This is a genomic window from Desulfocicer niacini (assembly GCF_054657595.1).
Genome location: NZ_BAAHYK010000009.1, coordinates 93,120 through 113,421 on the forward strand (window position 1 = coordinate 93,120; position 20,302 = coordinate 113,421).

Annotated in this window: 16 protein-coding genes; 8 read left to right on the forward strand and 8 right to left on the reverse strand. The window is 51.4% G+C overall.

Annotated elements, in window-relative coordinates; translation table 11 throughout:
• Positions 1 to 348: 348 nt before the first annotated feature.
• Both ACYQ2M_RS06615 and ACYQ2M_RS06620 read left to right on the forward strand, forming a co-directional pair.
• The gene (locus tag ACYQ2M_RS06615) at positions 349 to 825 is read left to right on the forward strand and encodes a GNAT family N-acetyltransferase (RefSeq protein WP_459915536.1); all 477 of its coding nucleotides are present in this window, start codon (positions 349 to 351) and stop codon (positions 823 to 825) included.
• Between the two features lie 36 nt (positions 826 to 861).
• Positions 862 to 1,476 (forward strand): DUF3786 domain-containing protein, encoded by a 615-nt coding sequence (locus tag ACYQ2M_RS06620; protein WP_459915537.1) that lies wholly within the window; start codon positions 862 to 864, stop codon positions 1,474 to 1,476.
• An 85-nt stretch (positions 1,477 to 1,561) separates the two neighbouring features.
• On the opposite strand, the gene ACYQ2M_RS06625 is transcribed toward ACYQ2M_RS06620, so the two are convergent.
• The 5 genes from ACYQ2M_RS06625 to rsmA form a co-directional block, all read right to left on the reverse strand.
• Positions 1,562 to 2,227 carry a thermonuclease family protein gene (locus ACYQ2M_RS06625; protein ID WP_459915538.1) on the reverse strand — a complete coding sequence of 222 codons (666 nt, stop codon included), beginning with the start codon at positions 2,225 to 2,227 and terminating at the stop codon, positions 1,562 to 1,564.
• 56 nt (positions 2,228 to 2,283) lie between these two features.
• On the reverse strand, positions 2,284 to 4,218 hold the full coding sequence (locus ACYQ2M_RS06630) for a molybdopterin biosynthesis protein (protein WP_459915539.1): 1,935 nt from the start codon (positions 4,216 to 4,218) through the stop codon (positions 2,284 to 2,286).
• A gap of 84 nt (positions 4,219 to 4,302) precedes the next feature.
• Positions 4,303 to 5,493: a molybdopterin molybdotransferase MoeA gene (locus ACYQ2M_RS06635; RefSeq protein ID WP_459915540.1), complete on the reverse strand. Its 1,191-nt coding sequence runs from the start codon at positions 5,491 to 5,493 to the stop codon at positions 4,303 to 4,305.
• 35 nt (positions 5,494 to 5,528) lie between these two features.
• A complete protein-coding gene (locus ACYQ2M_RS06640; protein ID WP_459915541.1) occupies positions 5,529 to 6,755 on the reverse strand; it encodes an LL-diaminopimelate aminotransferase in 1,227 nt (408 codons plus the stop codon).
• A gap of 313 nt (positions 6,756 to 7,068) precedes the next feature.
• Positions 7,069 to 7,926 (reverse strand): 16S rRNA (adenine(1518)-N(6)/adenine(1519)-N(6))-dimethyltransferase RsmA, encoded by an 858-nt coding sequence (rsmA, locus tag ACYQ2M_RS06645; protein WP_459915542.1) that lies wholly within the window; start codon positions 7,924 to 7,926, stop codon positions 7,069 to 7,071.
• Between the two features lie 480 nt (positions 7,927 to 8,406).
• On the opposite strand from rsmA, the gene ACYQ2M_RS06650 reads away from it, so the two are divergent.
• Together ACYQ2M_RS06650 and ACYQ2M_RS06655 are read left to right on the forward strand one after the other, a co-directional pair.
• Positions 8,407 to 8,781 (forward strand): hypothetical protein, encoded by a 375-nt coding sequence (locus ACYQ2M_RS06650; protein WP_459915543.1) that lies wholly within the window; start codon positions 8,407 to 8,409, stop codon positions 8,779 to 8,781.
• Complete coding sequence (locus tag ACYQ2M_RS06655) at positions 8,759 to 11,800, forward strand: insulinase family protein (protein ID WP_459915544.1); 3,042 nt, start codon at positions 8,759 to 8,761, stop codon at positions 11,798 to 11,800. The genes ACYQ2M_RS06650 and ACYQ2M_RS06655 overlap by 23 nt, the downstream gene beginning before the upstream one ends.
• A gap of 238 nt (positions 11,801 to 12,038) precedes the next feature.
• Here the strand turns inward: ACYQ2M_RS06655 and ACYQ2M_RS06660 are convergent, their stop codons facing one another.
• The 3 genes from ACYQ2M_RS06660 to panB form a co-directional block, all read right to left on the reverse strand.
• Complete coding sequence (locus tag ACYQ2M_RS06660; RefSeq protein WP_459915545.1) at positions 12,039 to 12,926, reverse strand: Rossmann-like and DUF2520 domain-containing protein; 888 nt, start codon at positions 12,924 to 12,926, stop codon at positions 12,039 to 12,041.
• A gap of 238 nt (positions 12,927 to 13,164) precedes the next feature.
• The gene (locus ACYQ2M_RS06665; RefSeq protein WP_459915546.1) at positions 13,165 to 14,169 is read right to left on the reverse strand and encodes an MDR family oxidoreductase; all 1,005 of its coding nucleotides are present in this window, start codon (positions 14,167 to 14,169) and stop codon (positions 13,165 to 13,167) included.
• A 327-nt stretch (positions 14,170 to 14,496) separates the two neighbouring features.
• Positions 14,497 to 15,288 carry a 3-methyl-2-oxobutanoate hydroxymethyltransferase gene (gene panB / locus ACYQ2M_RS06670; protein ID WP_459915547.1) on the reverse strand — a complete coding sequence of 264 codons (792 nt, stop codon included), beginning with the start codon at positions 15,286 to 15,288 and terminating at the stop codon, positions 14,497 to 14,499.
• A 385-nt stretch (positions 15,289 to 15,673) separates the two neighbouring features.
• On the opposite strand from panB, the gene hisS reads away from it, so the two are divergent.
• The 4 genes from hisS (at position 15,674) to ACYQ2M_RS06690 (ending at position 20,293) form a co-directional block, all read left to right on the forward strand.
• Positions 15,674 to 16,945, forward strand: coding sequence for a histidine--tRNA ligase (gene hisS, locus ACYQ2M_RS06675; RefSeq protein ID WP_459915548.1), 1,272 nt, complete (start codon positions 15,674 to 15,676; stop codon positions 16,943 to 16,945).
• A 76-nt stretch (positions 16,946 to 17,021) separates the two neighbouring features.
• Complete coding sequence (gene aspS, locus ACYQ2M_RS06680) at positions 17,022 to 18,809, forward strand: aspartate--tRNA ligase (RefSeq protein ID WP_459915549.1); 1,788 nt, start codon at positions 17,022 to 17,024, stop codon at positions 18,807 to 18,809.
• Positions 18,806 to 19,387 (forward strand): xanthine phosphoribosyltransferase, encoded by a 582-nt coding sequence (gene xpt / locus ACYQ2M_RS06685; protein WP_459915550.1) that lies wholly within the window; start codon positions 18,806 to 18,808, stop codon positions 19,385 to 19,387. The genes aspS and xpt overlap by 4 nt, the downstream gene beginning before the upstream one ends.
• Before the next feature lie 192 nt (positions 19,388 to 19,579).
• Positions 19,580 to 20,293, forward strand: a complete 714-nt coding sequence (locus tag ACYQ2M_RS06690) for an HD domain-containing protein (protein WP_459915551.1) — start codon at positions 19,580 to 19,582, stop codon at positions 20,291 to 20,293.
• Positions 20,294 to 20,302: the final 9 nt, after the last annotated feature.

Consider the following 20,302-nt stretch of genomic DNA (forward strand, 5'->3'; position numbering starts at 1 on the left):
GAAAAAGGACATATCAATATTTAAAAATTATGTAAAACAATAGTTAAATAAACTTTATAATATATTAAGGTTGAATCCTGGCAAACCGACTCCCTCTAGGTAAATGTAAGTGAGGCACCAATCCCTTGAAAAATTAATGTAGGACGGATAAGATGACCACTTATGAAAAACAACGACAAAATTCAAGAAACCACAAATTTCATCGACAGGCAATGCCGGGGCTGCATGGCCCCCCGGCGCTTGCAGTCGTGAGTTACCATCTTTGGATTTCCAATCGAGGACTTATCCCGGTCGATGCCAGGTAAAATTTGAGAATTGCCAGAAACACAAGACCTTATGGAGAAAACAGTGAAAATACGTAAAACAACTCAGGAAACCCAGGGCAAGGTATCCGCCCTGCTGAAGTCGGCCTTTCCCAAAAGCAGATACGAGGCCAGACTCGTAGAAAACTTCCACCGCAACAACACCCAGATCCATGAATGGGTCTGCATCCATGTGAACAAGGTCATTGCCTACATCGCATTTTCCAATGCATACAATGATACACAGGTGTGCGGCCTGCACCTGGCACCTGTGGCTGTGGCCCCGCAGTTCCAGCGCCAGGGCATCGGCGCTGAATTGATACGGTTTACCCTGCGCCAGGAAGCCATCAAAAAAAGCACCATATTTGTTCTGGGTAATCCTGAATTTTACAGAAAGTTCGGATTTAAGCCCTGTCCAATGCCCATCTGCCCCTTTGACAAGGATAACAGACATTTTTCAGCCATGGGCAACACCGCCACAACGTCCTTTACTGTGGGATATGAGCCTGAATTTGATCAATAGATCACCATCGTATACAGAAAAGAGAGGAGAAAATCGTTGAGCGACAATTACGCAAAAATAGTTCAGCAGAATTTATACAAATTGTACACGAAACTTCCCCCGGATCTTGAAAGGAATTTACCGGGCCACCGGAATGGCCAGGAATTTATGTTTGATGCCTTTGGTGAGAAATGCTCCATTACCCCCCGGGGTATCACCCTGGGAGAAGGGAACTACCCTGCCATCCACGGTATTTTAATCTCCCTTTATGCCTTGAATGCCACCCCGGAAATCTGTCTCTTGTCTCCCTTCAGGTCCTTTCGGGAATTTCCCGACAGCATGCCCTATGTGGGCGCTTTTACCACGCACACGGAACAATTATTGGAGCCCCATGTCCCAGACATAAGAAAGTCAGCCACCTTGATCACCCGCTATTTCAACGGTGAAGATGTGCCGGTTCAGGCCGGGGGCGATTTTGCCTTTACCCTGTTTCCCCTGCCTAAAATCGCCCTTTGTTATATTTTTTATGAAGCGGATGAGGATTTTCCGGCATCGGTGAAATGCCTGTTTTCCAACAATGCCAACCAGTTTTTACCCATTGATGGTCTTGCTGATGTAGGAGAGTATACATCAAAGAAAATCGTGGATCTTATTTGTGGTTTGAAAAAGTAGGGCTTGGTCATAAGATGGGCCAGGCATCACCCTTGTCTGGCCAATGGGGTCATGTGCCCGCACTATAATCCGCGAAGAGCCAGAATTACTTTCTGGGATGCTTCTTTCGCCACAGACGCGGACTTTCATATGCCTTGCCAAGAGACCAGATGCCCCGGCGGTGTTGCCGGGCCTCTTTCTGGGCTTTTAAATAGGCCTTTTTATCAAGCCCTGCCTGCATCTTTCCCCGGTATACCTCGGCAAGTCCCTCATGCAGCAGCGCCAGATTAATGTTTTCACCCCCCACAAACAGCTCTGCCAGAACACGGTTATAACTTCCGGTGCCATAGCTTTTAAGGGTAAAAGGCCCCCCGGCAATCATGCGGGAAAAGGCATCTTTGGACTGTCGGCTGAAGGGCTGGGGTTCATGCTTTCCCCCGCCGGTTTCCGGGGCGTCAATACCCACCAGACGCACCATGAGGGTCAAGCCGCCCCCGGATACTTTCAGGGAATCCCCATCATATATTTTCACGGCTTTAAATAAAATACCCTCCCGTGAATTGCGGGAAAGCCCCTGATACCGGGAATGATCCTCCTCAAATGTTTCCACATTTTTCCCGGAGAGGGAGGGGGTGACATTGCTGTAATGCCTGATGCCCCCTTCATCCGTCCAGGAAAAAATCCCCCCGACAGCCAGGCCCCCCCCAACACCCGCACCCCAGATAATAGCTACCAGCAGATATTTTGTTATTTTACGACAAAGCCTGGTCATGCATTCCTCCCAAGGCCCCAGGCATCCAGCAGGAGCCCCCCAACGGGCGGATGATATCAATACTTCCAGAGAAGATCTCCGGTCTTTTCCGTGCCATAGCCACCAAGGGCCTCCACCCGCTGTTTAAACTGACGGGTGGAGATGGTATTTAGCAGCACCTGTACCTTTTCCGTGGCAATAAAACGATCGGGAATGACCAGATCATAGGATTCGGTGATCACCGGAATAAAATCCAGATCAAGGGCCTTGGCCGCCGCATAGATCCCAAGACCAGCATCGGCCCGGCCGGACAGAACCGCCACAGCCACGGACATGTGGGTGTATTCCTCGTTGGTGTACCCCTTTATCTGATCCCGGGTCAGGCCAAGCTTTTCAAGCTGGTAATCAAACAAGATCCGGGTGCCGGAGCCGGGCTGGCGATTGATGAAAAAAAGCGATTGGTCTGCCACATCAGACAGCCCTTTAATCCCCCTGGGATTACCCTTGGGCACAATCAGCCCCTGTTCTCTCATCACAAGATTGATCAGATGCAGCTTCATATCAGGAAGATATTTTTTAAGATACGACACATTATAGGATCCATCCTCCGGCCAAAGCAGGTGGGCACCGCCCATGTGACAGGTCCCCTTTCTAATGGCCATAAGTCCCCCCATGCTGCCCACATGGCTTGAAGAAATGCTCACTCCGGGGTTGGTGCGCCGGATCTGATCTGTTAGAACATCCAGGGTATTGTCATGGGACCCGGTGATCACCACCGTGTTTTTAATGGCTGACAGGGGTCGCAAAAGCTCGGCCGTGACGGTTTCACCTTCGGAAATACCCTCCACATGGGTGGGAATGCGGATAATACCGTCGGCTTCGGTGATGGTGGTGATACTGCCAGCCCCCCGGGGAAGCTGGGAAGCAATGAGGCGATCATCTACGGCACCGATTTTCACGCGCAAAAACTCTTCCATGCCAAGCTTGGACGCCATTTTCCGGGCGGGTTGTACCTGCACAAGATCCCGGTCCATGGAACCCCGTCCCTGCATTTTTAAAAGCAGAGGCCCTGCCAGCTGTTCAAAGGCCACAATGGCGGATACGGGATATCCGGGGATACCGAACACCGGCTTGTTGTTCACCCGGCCAAAGAGCACGGGTTTACCGGGCATCATGGTGACCCCATGGACAAATACTTCGCCCAGAGTGGATATTACCGGCCGGGCAAAATCCATGGAACCGGCGGAAGATCCGCCGATGATCATGATCATGTCATAATCGGATTTTGTGGCCTCATCCACGGCCGTGGTGATCCATTCAAGCTTATCCTCCACCATGGCATGACGTTCGGGCTTACAGCCATACTCCCGGCACAGGGAAAGCAGCACCGCAGAATTGGATTCAATAACGTCTCCTGGGGTAAGGCCCTTGTCCCGGGCTGTCTCCCAGGAGACCAGCTCGTTACCCGTGGGAATGACCATTACCTTGGGTTGTTTACGAACCTTTACGGAAAACACCCCACCGGCAATAAGCGCTCCCACAGAATAGGCACAGATTTGATGCCCCCGGGGGAACAAAAGCTCCGTGGCCACAATGTCCTCCCCCATTTTTCTGACATTCTGCCAGGGAAATGCCGGGGCTTCAATCTCCACCAGATTGTCATCCATGATCTGTACGTGCTCGATCATGATCACCGCATTGGTGTTTTCCGGCATGACGTGGCCGGTATTAACCCAGAACATATCTTTGCCCGGTACCAGGGAACGAGGAGATTCTTCACTGGCCCCAAAGGTGTTTTTTGCATCAACGGCAATGCCATCCATGGCAGCGGCATGGAAATTGGGGGAAGAAAGCCCGGCCACGGCCGGTTCCGCCAGCACCCGGCCCAGAGCCTCACAGCTGTTGATCTCCTCCCACTGCACCTCCCCGGTGAGGGGGAAAGCATCAAAAAGGATGGTTTTTGCCGTTTCAACGGGCTTCATGTCCAGATATACATTTCGTTTTACAGTCATTTTGTTCTCTGTGTATTTTTATGTGAAAAATCAAGTGCTGGGTACTAACAGCTACTGGTTTTCCATTATTGATTGTGGCAGGTCTTACATGCATCGAACATTTACCACGGCCCCTTTGTTCAGACCTTCCACATTCTCACCGATTTCAACAAGTCCCTGGGCCATGACCATGGTGCGGATCAGACCGGACTTTCCCAGTACCGGGGCGGCATACAAATGTCCCTCTTTTTCCTGGATTGCCACCCGGATAAAATCCGTGCGGCCCTGGGCCGAGGCCACGTTGCGGGTAAGGGTGGCCGGAAGCAGCGCACCCGGACTGGCCCAGGCGTTTTCCCCCATGCGTTTTCGCAAAAAAGGCAGAACCACCACCTTAAACACAACCATGGCCGACACCACATGTCCAGGCAGTCCCCACACGGGCTTATTGCCCGAACGGGCCAGAATGGTTGGTTTCCCGGGACTGATGGATATGCCGTGGACCAGAAGCTCCGTATCGACAAGATCGGACAGCACCTCCACGGTGAAATCCCTCATCCCCACGGAACTGCCCCCGGAGATAAGTACCATGTCCGCCATTGCCACGGCCCGGCTGCAGGCATCAAAAAGCTCGTCTCGATTGTCTTTTACAATGCCAAGCTGCAGGGGAATGGCTCCGGCTTCTGAAATAAGGCCTGCCAGGGTGTGGGAATTCATGTCCCGGATTCTGCCAGGGGCCGGCGTATCTCCCACGGGGACAATCTCGTCTCCCGTGGAAATAATGGCCACGGTGGGTTGTTTGAACACCGTCACATGGGTCTTTCCAAGGGCCGCCAGTACCCCGCTCTCCTGGGGACGAATCCGGGTGCCTGCCTTTAAAATTTCCTGCCCCTGGCGATAATCTTCGGCACGGTCCACCACATGCTGCAGGGGGGCCACGCTTTTATAGATCTCCACGGTGGCAGCATCAACGGCTTCTGTGTGCTCAAGCATGACCACACTGTCGGCGCCATCGGGCAGCATGCCGCCAGTGGAAATGGGGGCGGCTTCATCCGATGCCAGGGAAAAACAAGGGGTTTCACCCATGGCAATGGTGCTGGCCACCTTCAACCAGGCCGGATTAGCCTCGGAGGCCCCAAAGGTGGCAGCGGACTGAACAGCATAGCCATCCATGGTGGATCGCCGAAATCCCGGCAGATCCTGGTGGGCAACGATGTCCTGGCCCAGTATTCTTTCCGATGCCTGGACCAGTGTCACTGTTTCTGTGGGCATGGCGGAAAAACGGCCTACCATACCCATCACTTTCTCCAGGGTCTTTACCTTAAAAAAATGGTTCATTTAAGAGCCTCGGCAATGCGCATCATGGCCTTTTCCACATTTTCACGGCTGTTGAATGCACTGATGCGGATGTAGCCCTGGCCACATCTTCCAAACCCAGCCCCGGGGGTACACACCACACCGGCCTTGGACAGCAGCAGATCAAAGAACTCCCAGGAGTCCCGGCCCTGACCGTCAACCCAGATATAAGGAGAATTGTCCCCCCCCACAAAGGTAAATCCAAGCTCGGCCATGGACAGACGGATGAGATCGGCATTTTTAAGATAATAGGAAACCAAGGCCTTTACCTGGATCTGACCTTCCTGGGAATAGACAGCCTCCACGGCCTTCTGCACAGGGTAGGATACCCCGTTGAATTTGGTGCAGTGACGTCGATTCCACAGGGCATGCAGGGCAACTTTCTCTCCGGTCTCATCATAGACCATGCACTCCTTGGGTACCACGGTATAGGCACATCGGGTACCTGTAAAACCGGCGGTCTTGGAAAAACTTCTGAACTCCACGGCCACCTCTTTGGCTCCTTCAATCTCATAGATGGAGTGGGGAAGATCTTCGCCCCGGATAAAGGCCTCATAGGCTGCATCAAAGAGAATCAACGCCTTATTATCTCTGGCATAATCCACCCATTCTTTAAGACCTGCCTTGGTGATGGTGGTGCCGGTGGGGTTGTTGGGAAAGCACAGATAAATCAGATCCACAGGTTCCTTTGGCAGTTCGGGCAGAAAATTATTCTCCCGGGTACAGTCCAGATACACAATGCCCTGGTATCTGCCGTCCTCAAAAATGCCGGTTCGGCCTGCCATGACGTTGGTATCAAGATACACGGGATACACAGGGTCAGGAATGGCTATTTTGATATCCTGGGCAAACAGCTCCTGGAAATTACCGCAGTCACACTTGGCACCGTCACTGACAAAAATCTCATCACCGGCAATGTCGGCCCCACGGCTGTTGAAGTCAAATTTTGCAATTTTTTCCCGGAGAAAATCATATCCCTGTTCCGGTCCATATCCCCGGAAGGTGGCATCGTCCGCCATCTCATCCACCCCTTTATGAAACCCTTCAATGCAGGCATGGGGCAGTGCCCGGGTCACGTCTCCGATGCCCAGACGGATCACTTCCTTATCCGGATTTTCACTCTGGTAGGCTGCCACTCTTTTGGCAATGTCAGAAAACAGGTAAGAGGCCTTTAATTTTGCGTAATGTCTGTTTGCTCGTATCATTATTATCTTCCTGGATTTTAATTTTATATGAAAAGGTAGCCTTCAAGTCTACCTCAGCAGAGCCGCCCCCCCGATGGGCAATAGGAACCAGACAATTGAGCTGTCTACAGTTCCGGTCCGGGCCCATTGCCCGTCGGGGCGGCGGCGGTATAATGCCATTTGGCTCCGCGTCTACAACCCATTATTCGTTGTGTCCGACAGGACATGTGGGTTTTTTATATGAAACTCCGACCAGACATTTGGAATCATTAGAATTTCATTTTTCGTTGTGGCTGGTGGTTACAGCCATGTATATTTTTTATAAAAATACCCATTAAATGGTTGTTCCTGTAAAGCTATCCCGGCACACCTTAAAAAGGGCAATAAATTCATCAACGGTGAGGGTTTCCGCCCGGCGGGTGGGATCAATCCCTGCGGACTCCAGGGCCTGGGCCGCCTGGGTGGTATTAATGGACAATTCCGCCCCGGCAAGGGAGTTTCTCAGGGTTTTCCGGCGCTTGGAAAAAGCTGCCTTGATCACCCGGAAAAGATATGCCTCCTGATCCGCTGGGAATTGAATTTTCTCAAAGAAATCAACTGCCACCACCCGGGATTCCACCTCGGGTTTCGGAAAAAAAAGTTGGCCGCCAATGTCTGCAACGGTGCTCACCCGGGAGCAGTACTGCATCACAACGGACAAGCGCCCATAATCACGCCCCCCCGGGGGGGCCACAATTCTCTGGGCCAGTTCTTTCTGGAACATGAGAACAGCCCGGCTGACGACACTTCTGTTTTCCACCAGCCTGAAAAGTACCTGGGAAGAAATATTATAAGGCAGATTGCCCACAACCAGAAGCTTACCCTCTCCGGCCAATGCCTCGATATCCACCTTGAAAATATCGTCATTGATCAAGGTGACATTGTCGGCCCCAGCCCGCCCCAACTCCCCTGTAATCAGAGGAATCAGGCGGGTATCCTTTTCAACGGCATACACACGGGCGGCCTGTTTTGCAATGTGCACAGTAAGCGCCCCCAGTCCGGGACCAATCTCCAACACGGTATCCTGTTTTGTGATACCTGCCCGGTTAACGATCATGGCAGCGGCCTGGGGATCAGCCAGGAAATTCTGCCCCAGCTCTTTTTTGGCAAACAGGCTGGATGATTTTAAAAGTACTCCTGGATAGGTAGTCATAACGTCTTTTCTCCACACTTAATGAAAAAGCCTTTGAGTCCGAATGGGCCGGAACGGGTGAGCGTTGGGGGCTCTTATGTCGCATTTTCATATAAAAAATACAAACCACCACTTGACTTTAACTTTTACTACAAGTAATTATGGTGTAATGATAATGATAGCCATGGTGCCCCACAACAACGTGTGGATTTTTTCCTCAATCTGCCATGCCTGAAACATATCTGTCTCTTACTTTCCATCAAAACCGATAAAAAAAATACCGCAGCGCCATGCACACATATCAGTTTAAAGCAACTGAATCAACAAGGGAAAGGGAACTTAGCATGTCCCCGGCATATTTTCAACCAGAGGCTTTCATTCCCCATCCACGAAAAAGGCATCTGTGAAGCAGAGGGCAGCTCTTTTCGACATCTTGCCCGAAATTAATTATGCCTCCGGCCATCTTTCATTTCCTGACCCGAACCCCATCGGGAGGAACTCATGGCACAACAGGTAACACCGGGTCTTGTGTTGGAAAACTTGATCAAGACCCTCATGGAAAAACTTGAAATTCCCTCACAGGAGGAAATTACGCACATCAACGCAAGGCTTGACAGACTGGAAAAACTGCTCTATCAAAACCCACCGGGCCATCCGGCATGCATTGCTGGCATACCCACCCAGACCGCTCCGGGAAGCAGGATTGCCTCCACCTTTGTGCTGGAAATTATCTCCAATTACCCCAATGGAACCGATTTCAAAACCATCAGACAACACACCGGATTCAATGACAAAAAACTTCGAAATATCATCTTCCGCCTGGATAAGACAGGCAAAATAAAAAGGATTAAACGTGGCATCTACAAAAAAACATGACACCGAACAAAAAAACCTGGGACATTCCCTTCTAGATGAGAACAACCCAGGAATCGAAAAAGGAGATTCCCTCCTGGACTACACTGTCCTCCAGATGGAAAAAATAGAAGACATCAACGCCATTTTCTACCTGTTGTCCCACAATTCCACCGGTGCCAGGCACATCCACATCAGCACCGAAGACAAAGAAAACACCTTCGGAGTAATGTTCCGCACGGTGCCATCAGACTCCACCGGGGTTGCCCATATCCTTGAACACACGGTGCTGTGCGGTTCAGAACAATTTAATGTGAGGGATCCGTTTTTTTCCATGCTCAAACGGGGCCTGTCTTCTTTTATGAATGCCTTCACGGCATCGGACTGGACCATGTACCCCTTTGCCACCCAGAACCGCAAAGATTATTATAACCTCATGTCGGTTTACCTGGACGCGGCATTTTTTCCCCACATTAATGAATTAAGCTTCAAGCAGGAAGGTCATCGCCTGGAAACCGTGCTATCGGAGTCCGGAGAGACCACCCTGGAATACAAAGGGGTGGTGTACAACGAAATGAAGGGAGCCATGTCGTCACCCAACCAGGTCATGGGCCGGGCACTGATGCAGGCCCTTTATCCGGACACCACCTACAACTTCAACTCCGGCGGGGAACCATCGGTGATCCCCCGGCTGACCCACGAACAGTTAAAGGCCTTCCATGCCAGGTTCTATCATCCTTCCAATGCGTATTTTTATACCTATGGCAATCTTCCCCTGAAAGATCATCTCCAGTTCATCCAGGACAAGGTGCTGCACCGATTCAGTGCCATTGACCCGGATTCTGAAGTCATATCACAGCCCCGGTGGGATAAATCACGGCAATTCACGGCCCGCTATCCCCTCTCCGGGGACGAGACACCGGATAAAAAATACCAGGCCTGTGTGGCATGGCTCATCGGAGATATCAGGGATGCCTATGAAGTACTCATCTGCGCCGTTCTTGAAGAAGTACTGCTGGGCAATGCATCCTCTCCCCTGAGACAAAAACTCATTGATTCCGGTCTTGGAACAGCATTAAGTGACAGCAGCGGATTTGATCTGGACCTGCGGGACACTATGTTTGCCTGTGGTCTCAAGGAAATTGAAGCCAACTCCGTTGAAAAGGTGGAAACCCTTGTACTGGAGACCCTTCAAGAGATTGCCGACAAGGGAATTGATCCCCGATCCGTGCAGTCGGCCATCCACCAGATTGAATTCAACAAAAAAGAAATGACCAACACCCCCTACCCCTTTGGCATAAAGCTGTTGCTGGCCTGTGCCGGACCATGGATCCATGGCGGTGCTCCCCTCTCCTGCCTGAACATGAATAAGGATCTGACCCGCCTGAAAAAAGAAACAGCCCAAAAAGGTTTTCTGGAGGGTAAAATAAGGGAATACTTCCTTGATAATCCCCACCGGGTACGTTTTACCCTGGCCCCGGACACCGGCATGGAAGCCCTGGAAGAAACAAGAATACAAAAGGAACTTGCCGACATACAGACCCGGCTGACACCGGAAGAACTGGAAAAAATCAAACAGGATGCCGACACCTTAAAAACCCTTCAGGAAACAGAAGAAGATCTGTCGGTGCTGCCCACCCTGGAACGGGAAGATATACCGCCGGACATTGAAATCATCCGCCCCGATCACATCAGTGATATTTCCGGTGCCACCTGTTACAACAAGGCCACCTCGGATATCCTCTATTTCACCTGCCCTGTGGTTCCCAGGGATCTGCCTGAATCAATGCTTCCCCTGATCCCCTTTTTCTGCATGGCCTTCACCGGCACAGGAACAGCCAAGCGCGATTATGCCGATCTTGCGGCCTTGGTGGATCTTTACACCGGGGGTATTTCCCTTTCTCCCTTTTCCGGCAGCGGGTTTAACGGCGATGATCGATTGATCACCTTTTTGTCTCTCCAGGGAAAAGCCCTGAACCATAACATTGGGTCCATGTTCGACATCATTGCAGAACTGATATCCGAGGTAAGCTTTAAAGACCTCACCCGGCTTAAAAGCCAGCTTTTTCAATACCGGGCAGGCCTGGAATCGTCCATTGTGGGCAATGGTCACCGATACGCAATGCTCCTGGCTTCCCGCAATTTCTCTGCGTCGGCCGCACTGGGGGAGATGTGGCATGGGGTTTCCCAGTTTCAGTTCATCAAAGCCCTCACAGAAAAAATAGAAGATGCTGAAAACGGCTCCGGTCATCTGGAACAGCTGTCCCGGGATCTTGACACCATTGCAGCCACCCTGTTTACGAAAGAAAATCTGTCCCCGGCCATTGTGGGAGACACCCATGGCCTTGCATCCGGGGAGAAAAATATTGCACGGTTGATCAGCCTTGTGCCGGAAAACAATACAGAACCAGGGAAATCCATTGATCTAAAGGTTAAAAAAGAATTTCCCCGGGAGGGATGGAGCACCAGCACATCGGTGTCATTTGTGGCCCAGTCCTTCACCACCGTGCGCATGGCCCATGAAGATGCCCCTTGCCTTTCGGTGATTGCCAAGCTTTTAAGGTCCATGTATCTCCACCGGGAAATCAGGGAAAAGGGCGGTGCCTATGGTGGATTTGCCATTTACAGCCCGGAGGAGGGTACCTTTTCCTTTGGATCTTACCGGGACCCCAACATTGAAAGAACCCTGGATGTCTATCGCAATGCCTGTGATTTTATTACAAGCGATGTGGTCACAGATAAAGATGTGAAAGAAGCCATTTTGCAAATCTGCTCGGAGATTGACAAACCCGAAACCCCGGGACCAGCCTCCATCAAGGCCTTTTACAGAGACCGTGTGGGCCTCACAGATGAAACCAGAAAGAATTTCAAGGCAGCGCTTCTGGCCGTTACCAAAGACCAGGTGGCCATTGCTGCCAGAAAATATTTCAAGGCAGATGATGTAAACAAAGGAACCGCTGTGATCTCCAGCCGGGAAAAACTTGAAGCGGCCAACAAAATCCTGGCAACGGACAACAAAGCTCTGAAACTTATGAAAATTTAATCAAGGAACTGTCAGAAAACAAACGATACAAAAGTCTCTGACGGAGACACTCCAGCGGGGCACTAAACACTGTATTATAGATGGTTAATTTTTTAACGGCCCCCAACTGGACTCAAATATTTTGCCAGCATCCCATCAAGCTGGCAAAAGGAACCCCTTACCTGGGCAACCTCAATGGAAAAGGGGCAGATCGGTGTTACCGGCCTGCCCCCGATTCAACAAAATCCGCCCATCTTGATCATGGGTTAAAAAGCGATGACAATCCCTGAACGGCCTTGTCATCAAGGGTGCCCCCCTGCCTAGCCAACTCCAGGGTATACCGCCCCATCATCTTATAAAAATCCACATATTCCGGCATTTTTTTCTCGATATCCACAAGGTGATCCGCCACCACGGCGGCATCCCCCCGGGCCACGGGACCCGTAAGAGCTCCCTGGGCACCCCGGTTTTTAATATTATTCAGTGTCCCTGTGATCAGAGGTTCCAGTATGAGATAGGCCTCTTTTTCAGACACATTGGCCGCCTTAAGCAGATCCAAGGCAAAATGCTCCAGGGTCACCAAATAGTTGGAGGCCACCACCGCCGATGCGTGGTACAGGGTTTTGGCATGTGTGGGGAGGGTGAAGCAGGAACCGCCAAGCGCGTCCACCATCTCTTTTCCTACCGTCACGGCCCGGTCAGCGCCTTCAACGGAAATATGAATTCCCTTAAAGGGGGATTTTTGTTCCGGGACGTAGGGGGCAAAGCTCTGGAGGGGGTGAAGGGAACCCACATCGGCCCCGCACACCCGTGCAGAAGACAATATTTCAGAAGACAGTGCCCCGCTGCAATGCATAATCATGCGCTTGTCCACCAGCCCTTTAATGGCGGCAAGTTCTCCACACACCTCTTCAATGAGCTGATCAGGTGTGGTGATAAAAACAATGTCAGCCACCGCCACGGCCCCTTGCAGGGCGTCATAGACCTTGCCGCCGATGCCTGCGATGTCTGCTGCCACTGCTGCCTTTTCAGCAGATCCAATGTGTCTGCTGAAAAGACCCATAACGGGATATCCTGCCCGGGAAAGAAATACGGCCAGGGCCGTACCCACTCGACCGCAACCAATGATGGAAATATCTGGTTTCATATAAAAAAATACCGGCAAAGAATTCCCTGGATACGTAGCCCCAAAGAAAGCCTTGCCTCCTCCCTGTAAATAATTTTAGCCGTGGATAACTGCCATCGAATTGCCCACAACGCACATTGGAAATGACGTAATGCTGTTCCCATAACCATCAACATCAAAAACTTAGTTCCTGGATCAAATAAGCATTACAAAAATGTCTGCCCCCCTCCCCAGTATGCCCCATCTTATTACCAAACCCTCAGGCATTAACATCCACAACAACATGGCCGGTGATATTGCCTTCCAGGATTTGAGCCGCGTACCGGGGAACATCTTTAAGTGGTATTACTTTATTGATATGATCCAGGGCCTCATCGGAGATATCGGTGACCAGACGTTCCCAGGCCGCAATCCTCCTCGGGGTCGGACAGGAAACCGAATCCACCCCCCTTAAACTGACCCCTCTCAAAATGAAGGGCATAACAGTGCAGGTAAGATCAAACCCGCCTGCCAGTCCACAGGCAGCCACACACCCGCCATATTTCATCTCGGACAGAAGCCGGGAAAGCACCACACTGCCCACGGTATCAACGGCACCTGCCCACTTCTGAGTTTCAAGTGGGGCCGGCTTTTTTGTCCATTCTTCACCCCCGGCAATATGTTTTGCCCCGATCTTTTTTAAATAATTGTGTATGGATTCATCCTTTGATCTGGTGAGCGCTGTGACCTCATAGCCGAGCCTGGCCAGAATGGCCACCGCATTGCTGCCCACTCCCCCTGATGCACCGGTAACAATGACAGGTCCGCTGTCCTTTGTCACACCGGCCTCCTCAAGGGCCATGACCTGGAGCATGGCAGTATAACCTGCCGTACCAAGGGCCATGGCTTTCTTGGTATTCATCCCCTTGGGAAGGGGAATCAAGAAATCGGATTTAATCCTGGCCATCTGGGCATAGCCCCCCCAGTATCTTTCCCCCACGCTCCAGCCATTTAAAATCACCTGGTCCCCGGGCTTGAAATCCGCCGACTTTGATTCAACCACTGTGCCCGCCAGATCCACCCCCGGCACCATGGGAAATATACGAAAAATTTTATTGCGATTGGCAAGACCAAGGCCTTCTTTATAATTCAATGTGGAATAATCCACCTGGATCAGCACATCTTCGTCGGGCAAATCTTCAATTTTAAGCTGCTTCAGTGCTGGTACCAGCCCATCATCCTTTTTTTCCACCACAAGCGCCGTAAAGGTATCTTTTTTTGTCATGCCCGTATTCCTCCTGATTGCAAATTTTTTTTATATGAAAAAGAAGGTGCTGGGTTTTGGGTACTAGGTGTTAACCGCAACTACTTTTTCATTTTTCGTTGTGACTGGTGGTAGCAGCCATGTATGTTTTATATGAAAAGGCAGCCTCCAAAGCAACCTCAGCAGAGCCGCCCCCCCCGATGGGCAATAGGAACCGGACAATCGAGCTGTCTACAGTTCCGGTCCGGGCCCATTGCCCGTCGGGGGGGCGGCGGCATATTGCCATTTTGCTCCGCGTCTGCGACCCATTATTCGTTGTGTTCAGCAGCAAAGGCTGTCCGGGTTTGTTTATTTGTATTCAAATTCAGAGCTGGGGAACTCACCCTTTTGCACAGCGTCTTTATACGCCTCCAGCCCCTTGGCAGCAACGGCATTGAGATCTGCAAATTTTTTAACAAACTTGGGCAGATGCCTGTCATTGATGCCCAGCATATCATGGAGAACAAGGATCTGCCCGTCACAATGGGGACCGGCACCAATACCGATGGTGGGAATGGTCAACGCCTTTGTTATTTTTTCTGCAATGGGGGAGGGAATGCCTTCCAGCACAACGGAAAAAGCCCCGGCCGACTGCACATTCAGGGCGTCTTCCATGAGTCGGTCCTCATCCCGCTGCACCTTGAACCCGCCCATCTGGTGGACACTCTGGGGGGTCAGCCCGATGTGGGCCTGCACGGGAATCCCGGCTGCGGCCACAGCCTTGATCACATCACACACATCGGCACCCCCCTCAAGCTTTACGGCCCCGGCCCCGGCTTCCTTCAAAAATCGACCGGCATTGTCCACGGCCCGGTCCAGAGAAGATTGATAGGACATGAAAGGCATGTCCCCCACCACCATGGCGGTTTCGCAGGCCCGGGTCACCATGGCGGTATGATAAAGCATTTCATCCATGGTCACCGGCAGGGTGTTTTCCTTTCCCTGGACCACCATGCCAAGGGAGTCCCCCACCAGAATCATCTCAATACCCGCAGCATCCACCATTCTTGCAAAAGGGTAGTCGTAGGCAGTCAATGCGGTTATTTTTTTTCCTTCTTTTTTCATCCGGTACAAGGTGGTGGTGGTTATTTTCGATGGCATTTTATTTTCCCCCTGAAAGTATGTTCGACACGTGTTTACGTTGCGCGCCTGCTCCGTTCGGCCGATATCTCACCGCCTTGGGCAGTGCTGCAATCAAGACCTGGACAAACCGTCAATTATGAGCGCTGAGCAGCAGGCCACAATAAAGCCCATATGATCATTTAAGAATCAAGGTATCACTGATTTTACAAGGGTTCAAGCCTTTTCCACCGGGCAACAGTTCCCGGACACCGGGCTGAAATATCAATTTTAATGATTGACTATTAAGCCCCACTGCAGATATATAAAAGGTTTAATTTAACGGGCTTGTCCCCAGAAAAAGATGCCATCCGTAATGTGACCGGCATCAGAACAGAGCCCCCCAAAACAAGCAGGCAAGAGGTAAATGATACAGACCATCAGAGGATTCAGGGATATATTACCGGAAGAGTCGCCACTGTGGCAGAAAATTGAAAGCACAGCTGCCGAGATTTTCAGAAACTTCGGATTCCAGGAAATTCGTATCCCCATCATGGAAAAGACAGAACTTTTTGCAAGGAGCATTGGCGAGGCCACAGACATTGTTGAAAAGGAGATGTACACATTTCCCGATCGCAAAGGTGACAAACTCACCCTGAGACCCGAAGCCACGGCATCCATTGTACGATCTTATATCCAGCACAAAATGTATGCAGCAGACCCTGTCCGGAAATTCTACACAGTGGGTCCCATGTTCCGCCGGGAACGTCCCCAGAAGGGACGTTACAGACAATTTTATCAGATTGATGCAGAAGTGTTCGGCATCGCATCCCCCTATATCGATGCCCAGCTGATCCAGATTCTCAACGAACTGTTCCAGCGACTGGGGTTGTCAGGCCTCAAGGCCCACATCAACTCATTGGGCTGCCCTGAATGCCGGCCCAATTTTCAGAAGGCCCTGCTGGCGTTTCTCTCCGCCAGAAAAGAAACACTTTGTGACAACTGCCTCCGGCGCATGGAGAAAAACCCCTTACGAACCCTGGACTGCAAGGTTCCTGCCTGCCGCAAGGCCCTGGAAGGTGCCCCCACCACCCTGGATTATCTCTGCCCTGGCTGCAGCACCCATTTTGACACCGTACAGTCCACCCTCAAGGCCCAAAATGTTGACTTCATTGTGGATAACACCCTGGTTCGGGGACTGGACTACTACTCCCGCACCGCCTTTGAAATCCTGACCACCGCATTGGGTGCCCAGAGCGCCGTGGCCGGCGGCGGTCGTTACGATGCATTGGTGCAGGAACTGGGAGGCCCGGAAATTCCAGCCATTGGCTTTGCCATCGGCTTTGACCGTCTGGTGCACATTGTGGAACAGCTGGACCAGCAAAAACCAGATGACGGCCCGGATCTGTTTCTGGTGGCTCTGGGGGATAAGGCCATGGGAAATTGTCATCTATGGTTATCACAGCTGAACCTGTCCGGTTTTAAAACCGAGATGGACTACAGTGGTAAAAGCCTTAAAAGCCTCATGAAACGGGCAGACAAACGCAATGCAAAAAATGTGCTCATTGTCGGGGACTCAGAAATGGAAGCCAACGCACTGGTGTTTCGCAACATGGAGACCCGGACCCAGAGCACCATCTCCATGGATGACCCCGTGACAGATATTGCAGCAATGCTGGGGAACTCAAAACGGACTTGATCATCCCATCGGTCAACCCGAAAATTTACGAACATAGATATTAATATTTAATCATATAAGTGATAAGAGGACAGACGTGACTGATTTACTTGGAGATATGAGAAGAACTCACACCTGTGGTGAGTTGCGGGCAACGGATGTTGGAAAAGAGGTTATACTCATGGGATGGGTCCAGCGCCGGCGGGACCATGGGGGAGTTATTTTCATAGACTTCCGGGACCGTGGGGGCATCACCCAGGTGGTTTTTAATCCTGAAAACTCAGCCTCGGCCCATGAAAAAGCCCAGGTGATTCGCAGTGAGTTTGTGCTTGGCATCCGGGGAACGGTTATCCTGCGCCCCGATGACATGCTCAACCCTAAAATGGACACCGGTGCCATTGAAATCATGGTGGACGAATTAAAGATCTTCAGCCATGCCCAAACCCCGGTGTTCCCCATTGAAGACCGGTTGGAAGCCTCGGAAAGCATCCGCTTGAAACATCGTCACCTGGACTTGAGGCGCCCCCAGCTGCAGAAAAACATCATGGCACGTCACACCGCCTCCCGGGCCGTCAGGGATTACCTGAATGACAATGGGTTCCTGGACATTGAAACCCCGTTTCTCACAAAGAGCACTCCGGAAGGCGCCAGGGATTATCTGGTCCCCAGCCGGGTGAGCCAAGGCAATTTTTATGCCCTTCCCCAGTCTCCCCAGCTGTTCAAGCAGATGCTCATGATCAGCGGTTTTGACAGATATTACCAGATTGTACGCTGTTTCCGGGATGAAGATTTAAGGGCCGACCGCCAGCCGGAGTTCACCCAGATCGACATGGAACTGTCCTTTGTGGGGGAAGATGATATCATGACCATCACCGAGGGTCTCATCAAAACGGTGTTTAAGAAAGTCAGAGACATTGATATCACAACGCCCTTTGACCGCATCACCTATGAAGAATCCATGGAACGTTTCGGACTGGACAGACCTGACCTGCGGTTCGGTATGGAGCTTTGCAATGTATCTGATATTGTAAAGGACACAGGCTTTAAAGTGTTTGCAAGTGTGGTGCAGAAAGGCGGCATGGTCAAAGCCATCAATGCCAAGGGCTGCATCAATTTCTCCAGAAAAGAAATTGATGAACTCACCGACTTTGCAGCCATTTATAAGGCCCGGGGCCTTGCCTGGATCAAGGTGAAAGAAGACGGCTGGCAGTCCCCCATTGCCAAGTTTTTCACAGATGAAGAAAAACAGGCACTGAAAGAACGCATCAACATGGAAACCGGGGATCTCATCTTTTTTGTGGCAGACACGCCCAAGGTCACCAATGAAGCCCTGGGACAGCTGAGAAATGAATTGGCCCGACGGCTGGAGCTCATTGACAGCAATACCTACCGGTTTGTGTGGGTCACCCATTTCCCCTTACTTGAGTACGACGAAGTGGAAAAAAGGTACCAGGCCCTGCATCACCCTTTTACAGCGCCCCTGGAAGAAGATTTGAACAAGCTTGACACGGACCCCTTGAATGTGAGATCACGGGCCTATGACATGGTGCTGAACGGCACGGAGATCGGCGGGGGCAGTATTCGTATCCACTCCCCGGAACTCCAGGAAAAGGTATTAAAAACACTTGGAATCAGTGAAGAAGAAGCCCATGAGAAATTCGGATTCCTTCTGGATGCCCTGGGGTCAGGCACCCCGCCCCATGGTGGTCTTGCCTTTGGATTTGACCGCCTGGCCATGCTGTTGTGCCAGGAAGATTCCATCCGGGACGTCATTGCCTTTCCCAAAACCCAGAAGGCCGCCTGCCTGCTCACCGATGCTCCGTCCCAGGCGGCATCTGCCCAGCTCCAGGAACTGGCCATAAAGGTGGTAAAAATAGAAGAATGAAGGCCCTGAAAAAAGAAATAGAAGACAATGCCCGTTATCTTGGAGACGGCATCATCAAGGCCGATGCCTTTATCAATCACCAGCTGCTGCCGGAGCTTACCACGGCCATGGGCCATGCCTTTGCCGAAAAGTTCCGGGAAGCTGGCGTCACCGGTGTCACGCGCATTGTCACCGCAGAGGTCAGCGGCATTGCCCCTGGCCTGGTGGTGGCCCAGGCCATGAATGTGCCCATGGTGTTTGCAAGAAAAAAGAAACCGGCATTCATGACCGGCAGGCTTTTTTTTGCCCACGCCCGGAGCCGGACCAAGGCAGAGGCGGTGACCCTGTACATTTCAGATCAGTTCCTTGATCCACAGGACCGGGTCATCATCATTGATGACTTTCTGGCCACAGCATCCACCTTAAAGGCGCTTGTTTCCATTGTCAAAGACAGCGGGGCCAGTCTTGCCGGGGTGGGATGTATAATTGAGAAGGTGTTTGAAGGGGGCCGGGAACACCTGGCTCATCTTAATATTCCCATCATTTCCCTTGCCCGCATTGATCTTGCAGACCAGGGAAAATCCTTCACCGTGTACTGACCCGGAAAAGCAACATTCAGGGAATTTGCGGTAATTGATCCCGGGATCACTCCTCCCGGACAAAGGGCAAGACATCACCGATGCCGGGATCAAACCGAACCATCAGCCAAGGGGGCGGCCATCGATCCATTATTTCAAAAAAGTCGGAAAGAAACCTACCTGAGATGGCGAACCCAGGCAAGGCAAATTGTGATGGGCCTCCCCCGTCCCCGGTTTTATGGGATGTTTGCCCGCCAGATGGCAGCCTCACAAAAAATGCTCCAACACGACTCCCTGATCCAGCGCATGAAAAAAAGAGTATATCCCCTGCTGGAAAATGATTTCGGTCATGGAATTTACCACTCAGAAAGGGTCTGTGTGGATGGTGCCGCCATTGTACAGGTGGAAATGGCCCTGGGGCCACCGCCCCCCGGCCCGCCAAGCCAAATCCTGCGAAACATGCAGCTGATTCAGATTGCCGGGCTGCTGCATGATACCAAAAGAAAAGAGCCCCACCATGCGGAAAAGGGGGCCCTGTTTGCCCGGCAGGTGCTAAAAGAAAAGTCCTTTGACCTGCCCCCCCTTGAAATTGATATCATCAGCACCGCCATTGAACAGCACGAAGCCTTCCAGATCCTCCCCCCGGATGCCATGCCCGCCTCCCTGATTTCCAATGCACTTTATGATGCAGACAAGTTCAGATGGGGACCTGACAATTTCACCCATACCGTCTGGGACATGGTCATTTACCAGGATATGCCCATCAAGGATTTTCTAAACAAATTTCCCACGGGCATGGATAAAATGGTACAAATAAGCAAAACCTTTCGCACCGATACAGGCAGGCGCTTCGGACCTGATTTCATCAATATCGGCATACAAACCGGCAGCCGACTTTTTAAGGAAATTCAGCAAGATACCTTTTAAGTACAAGCC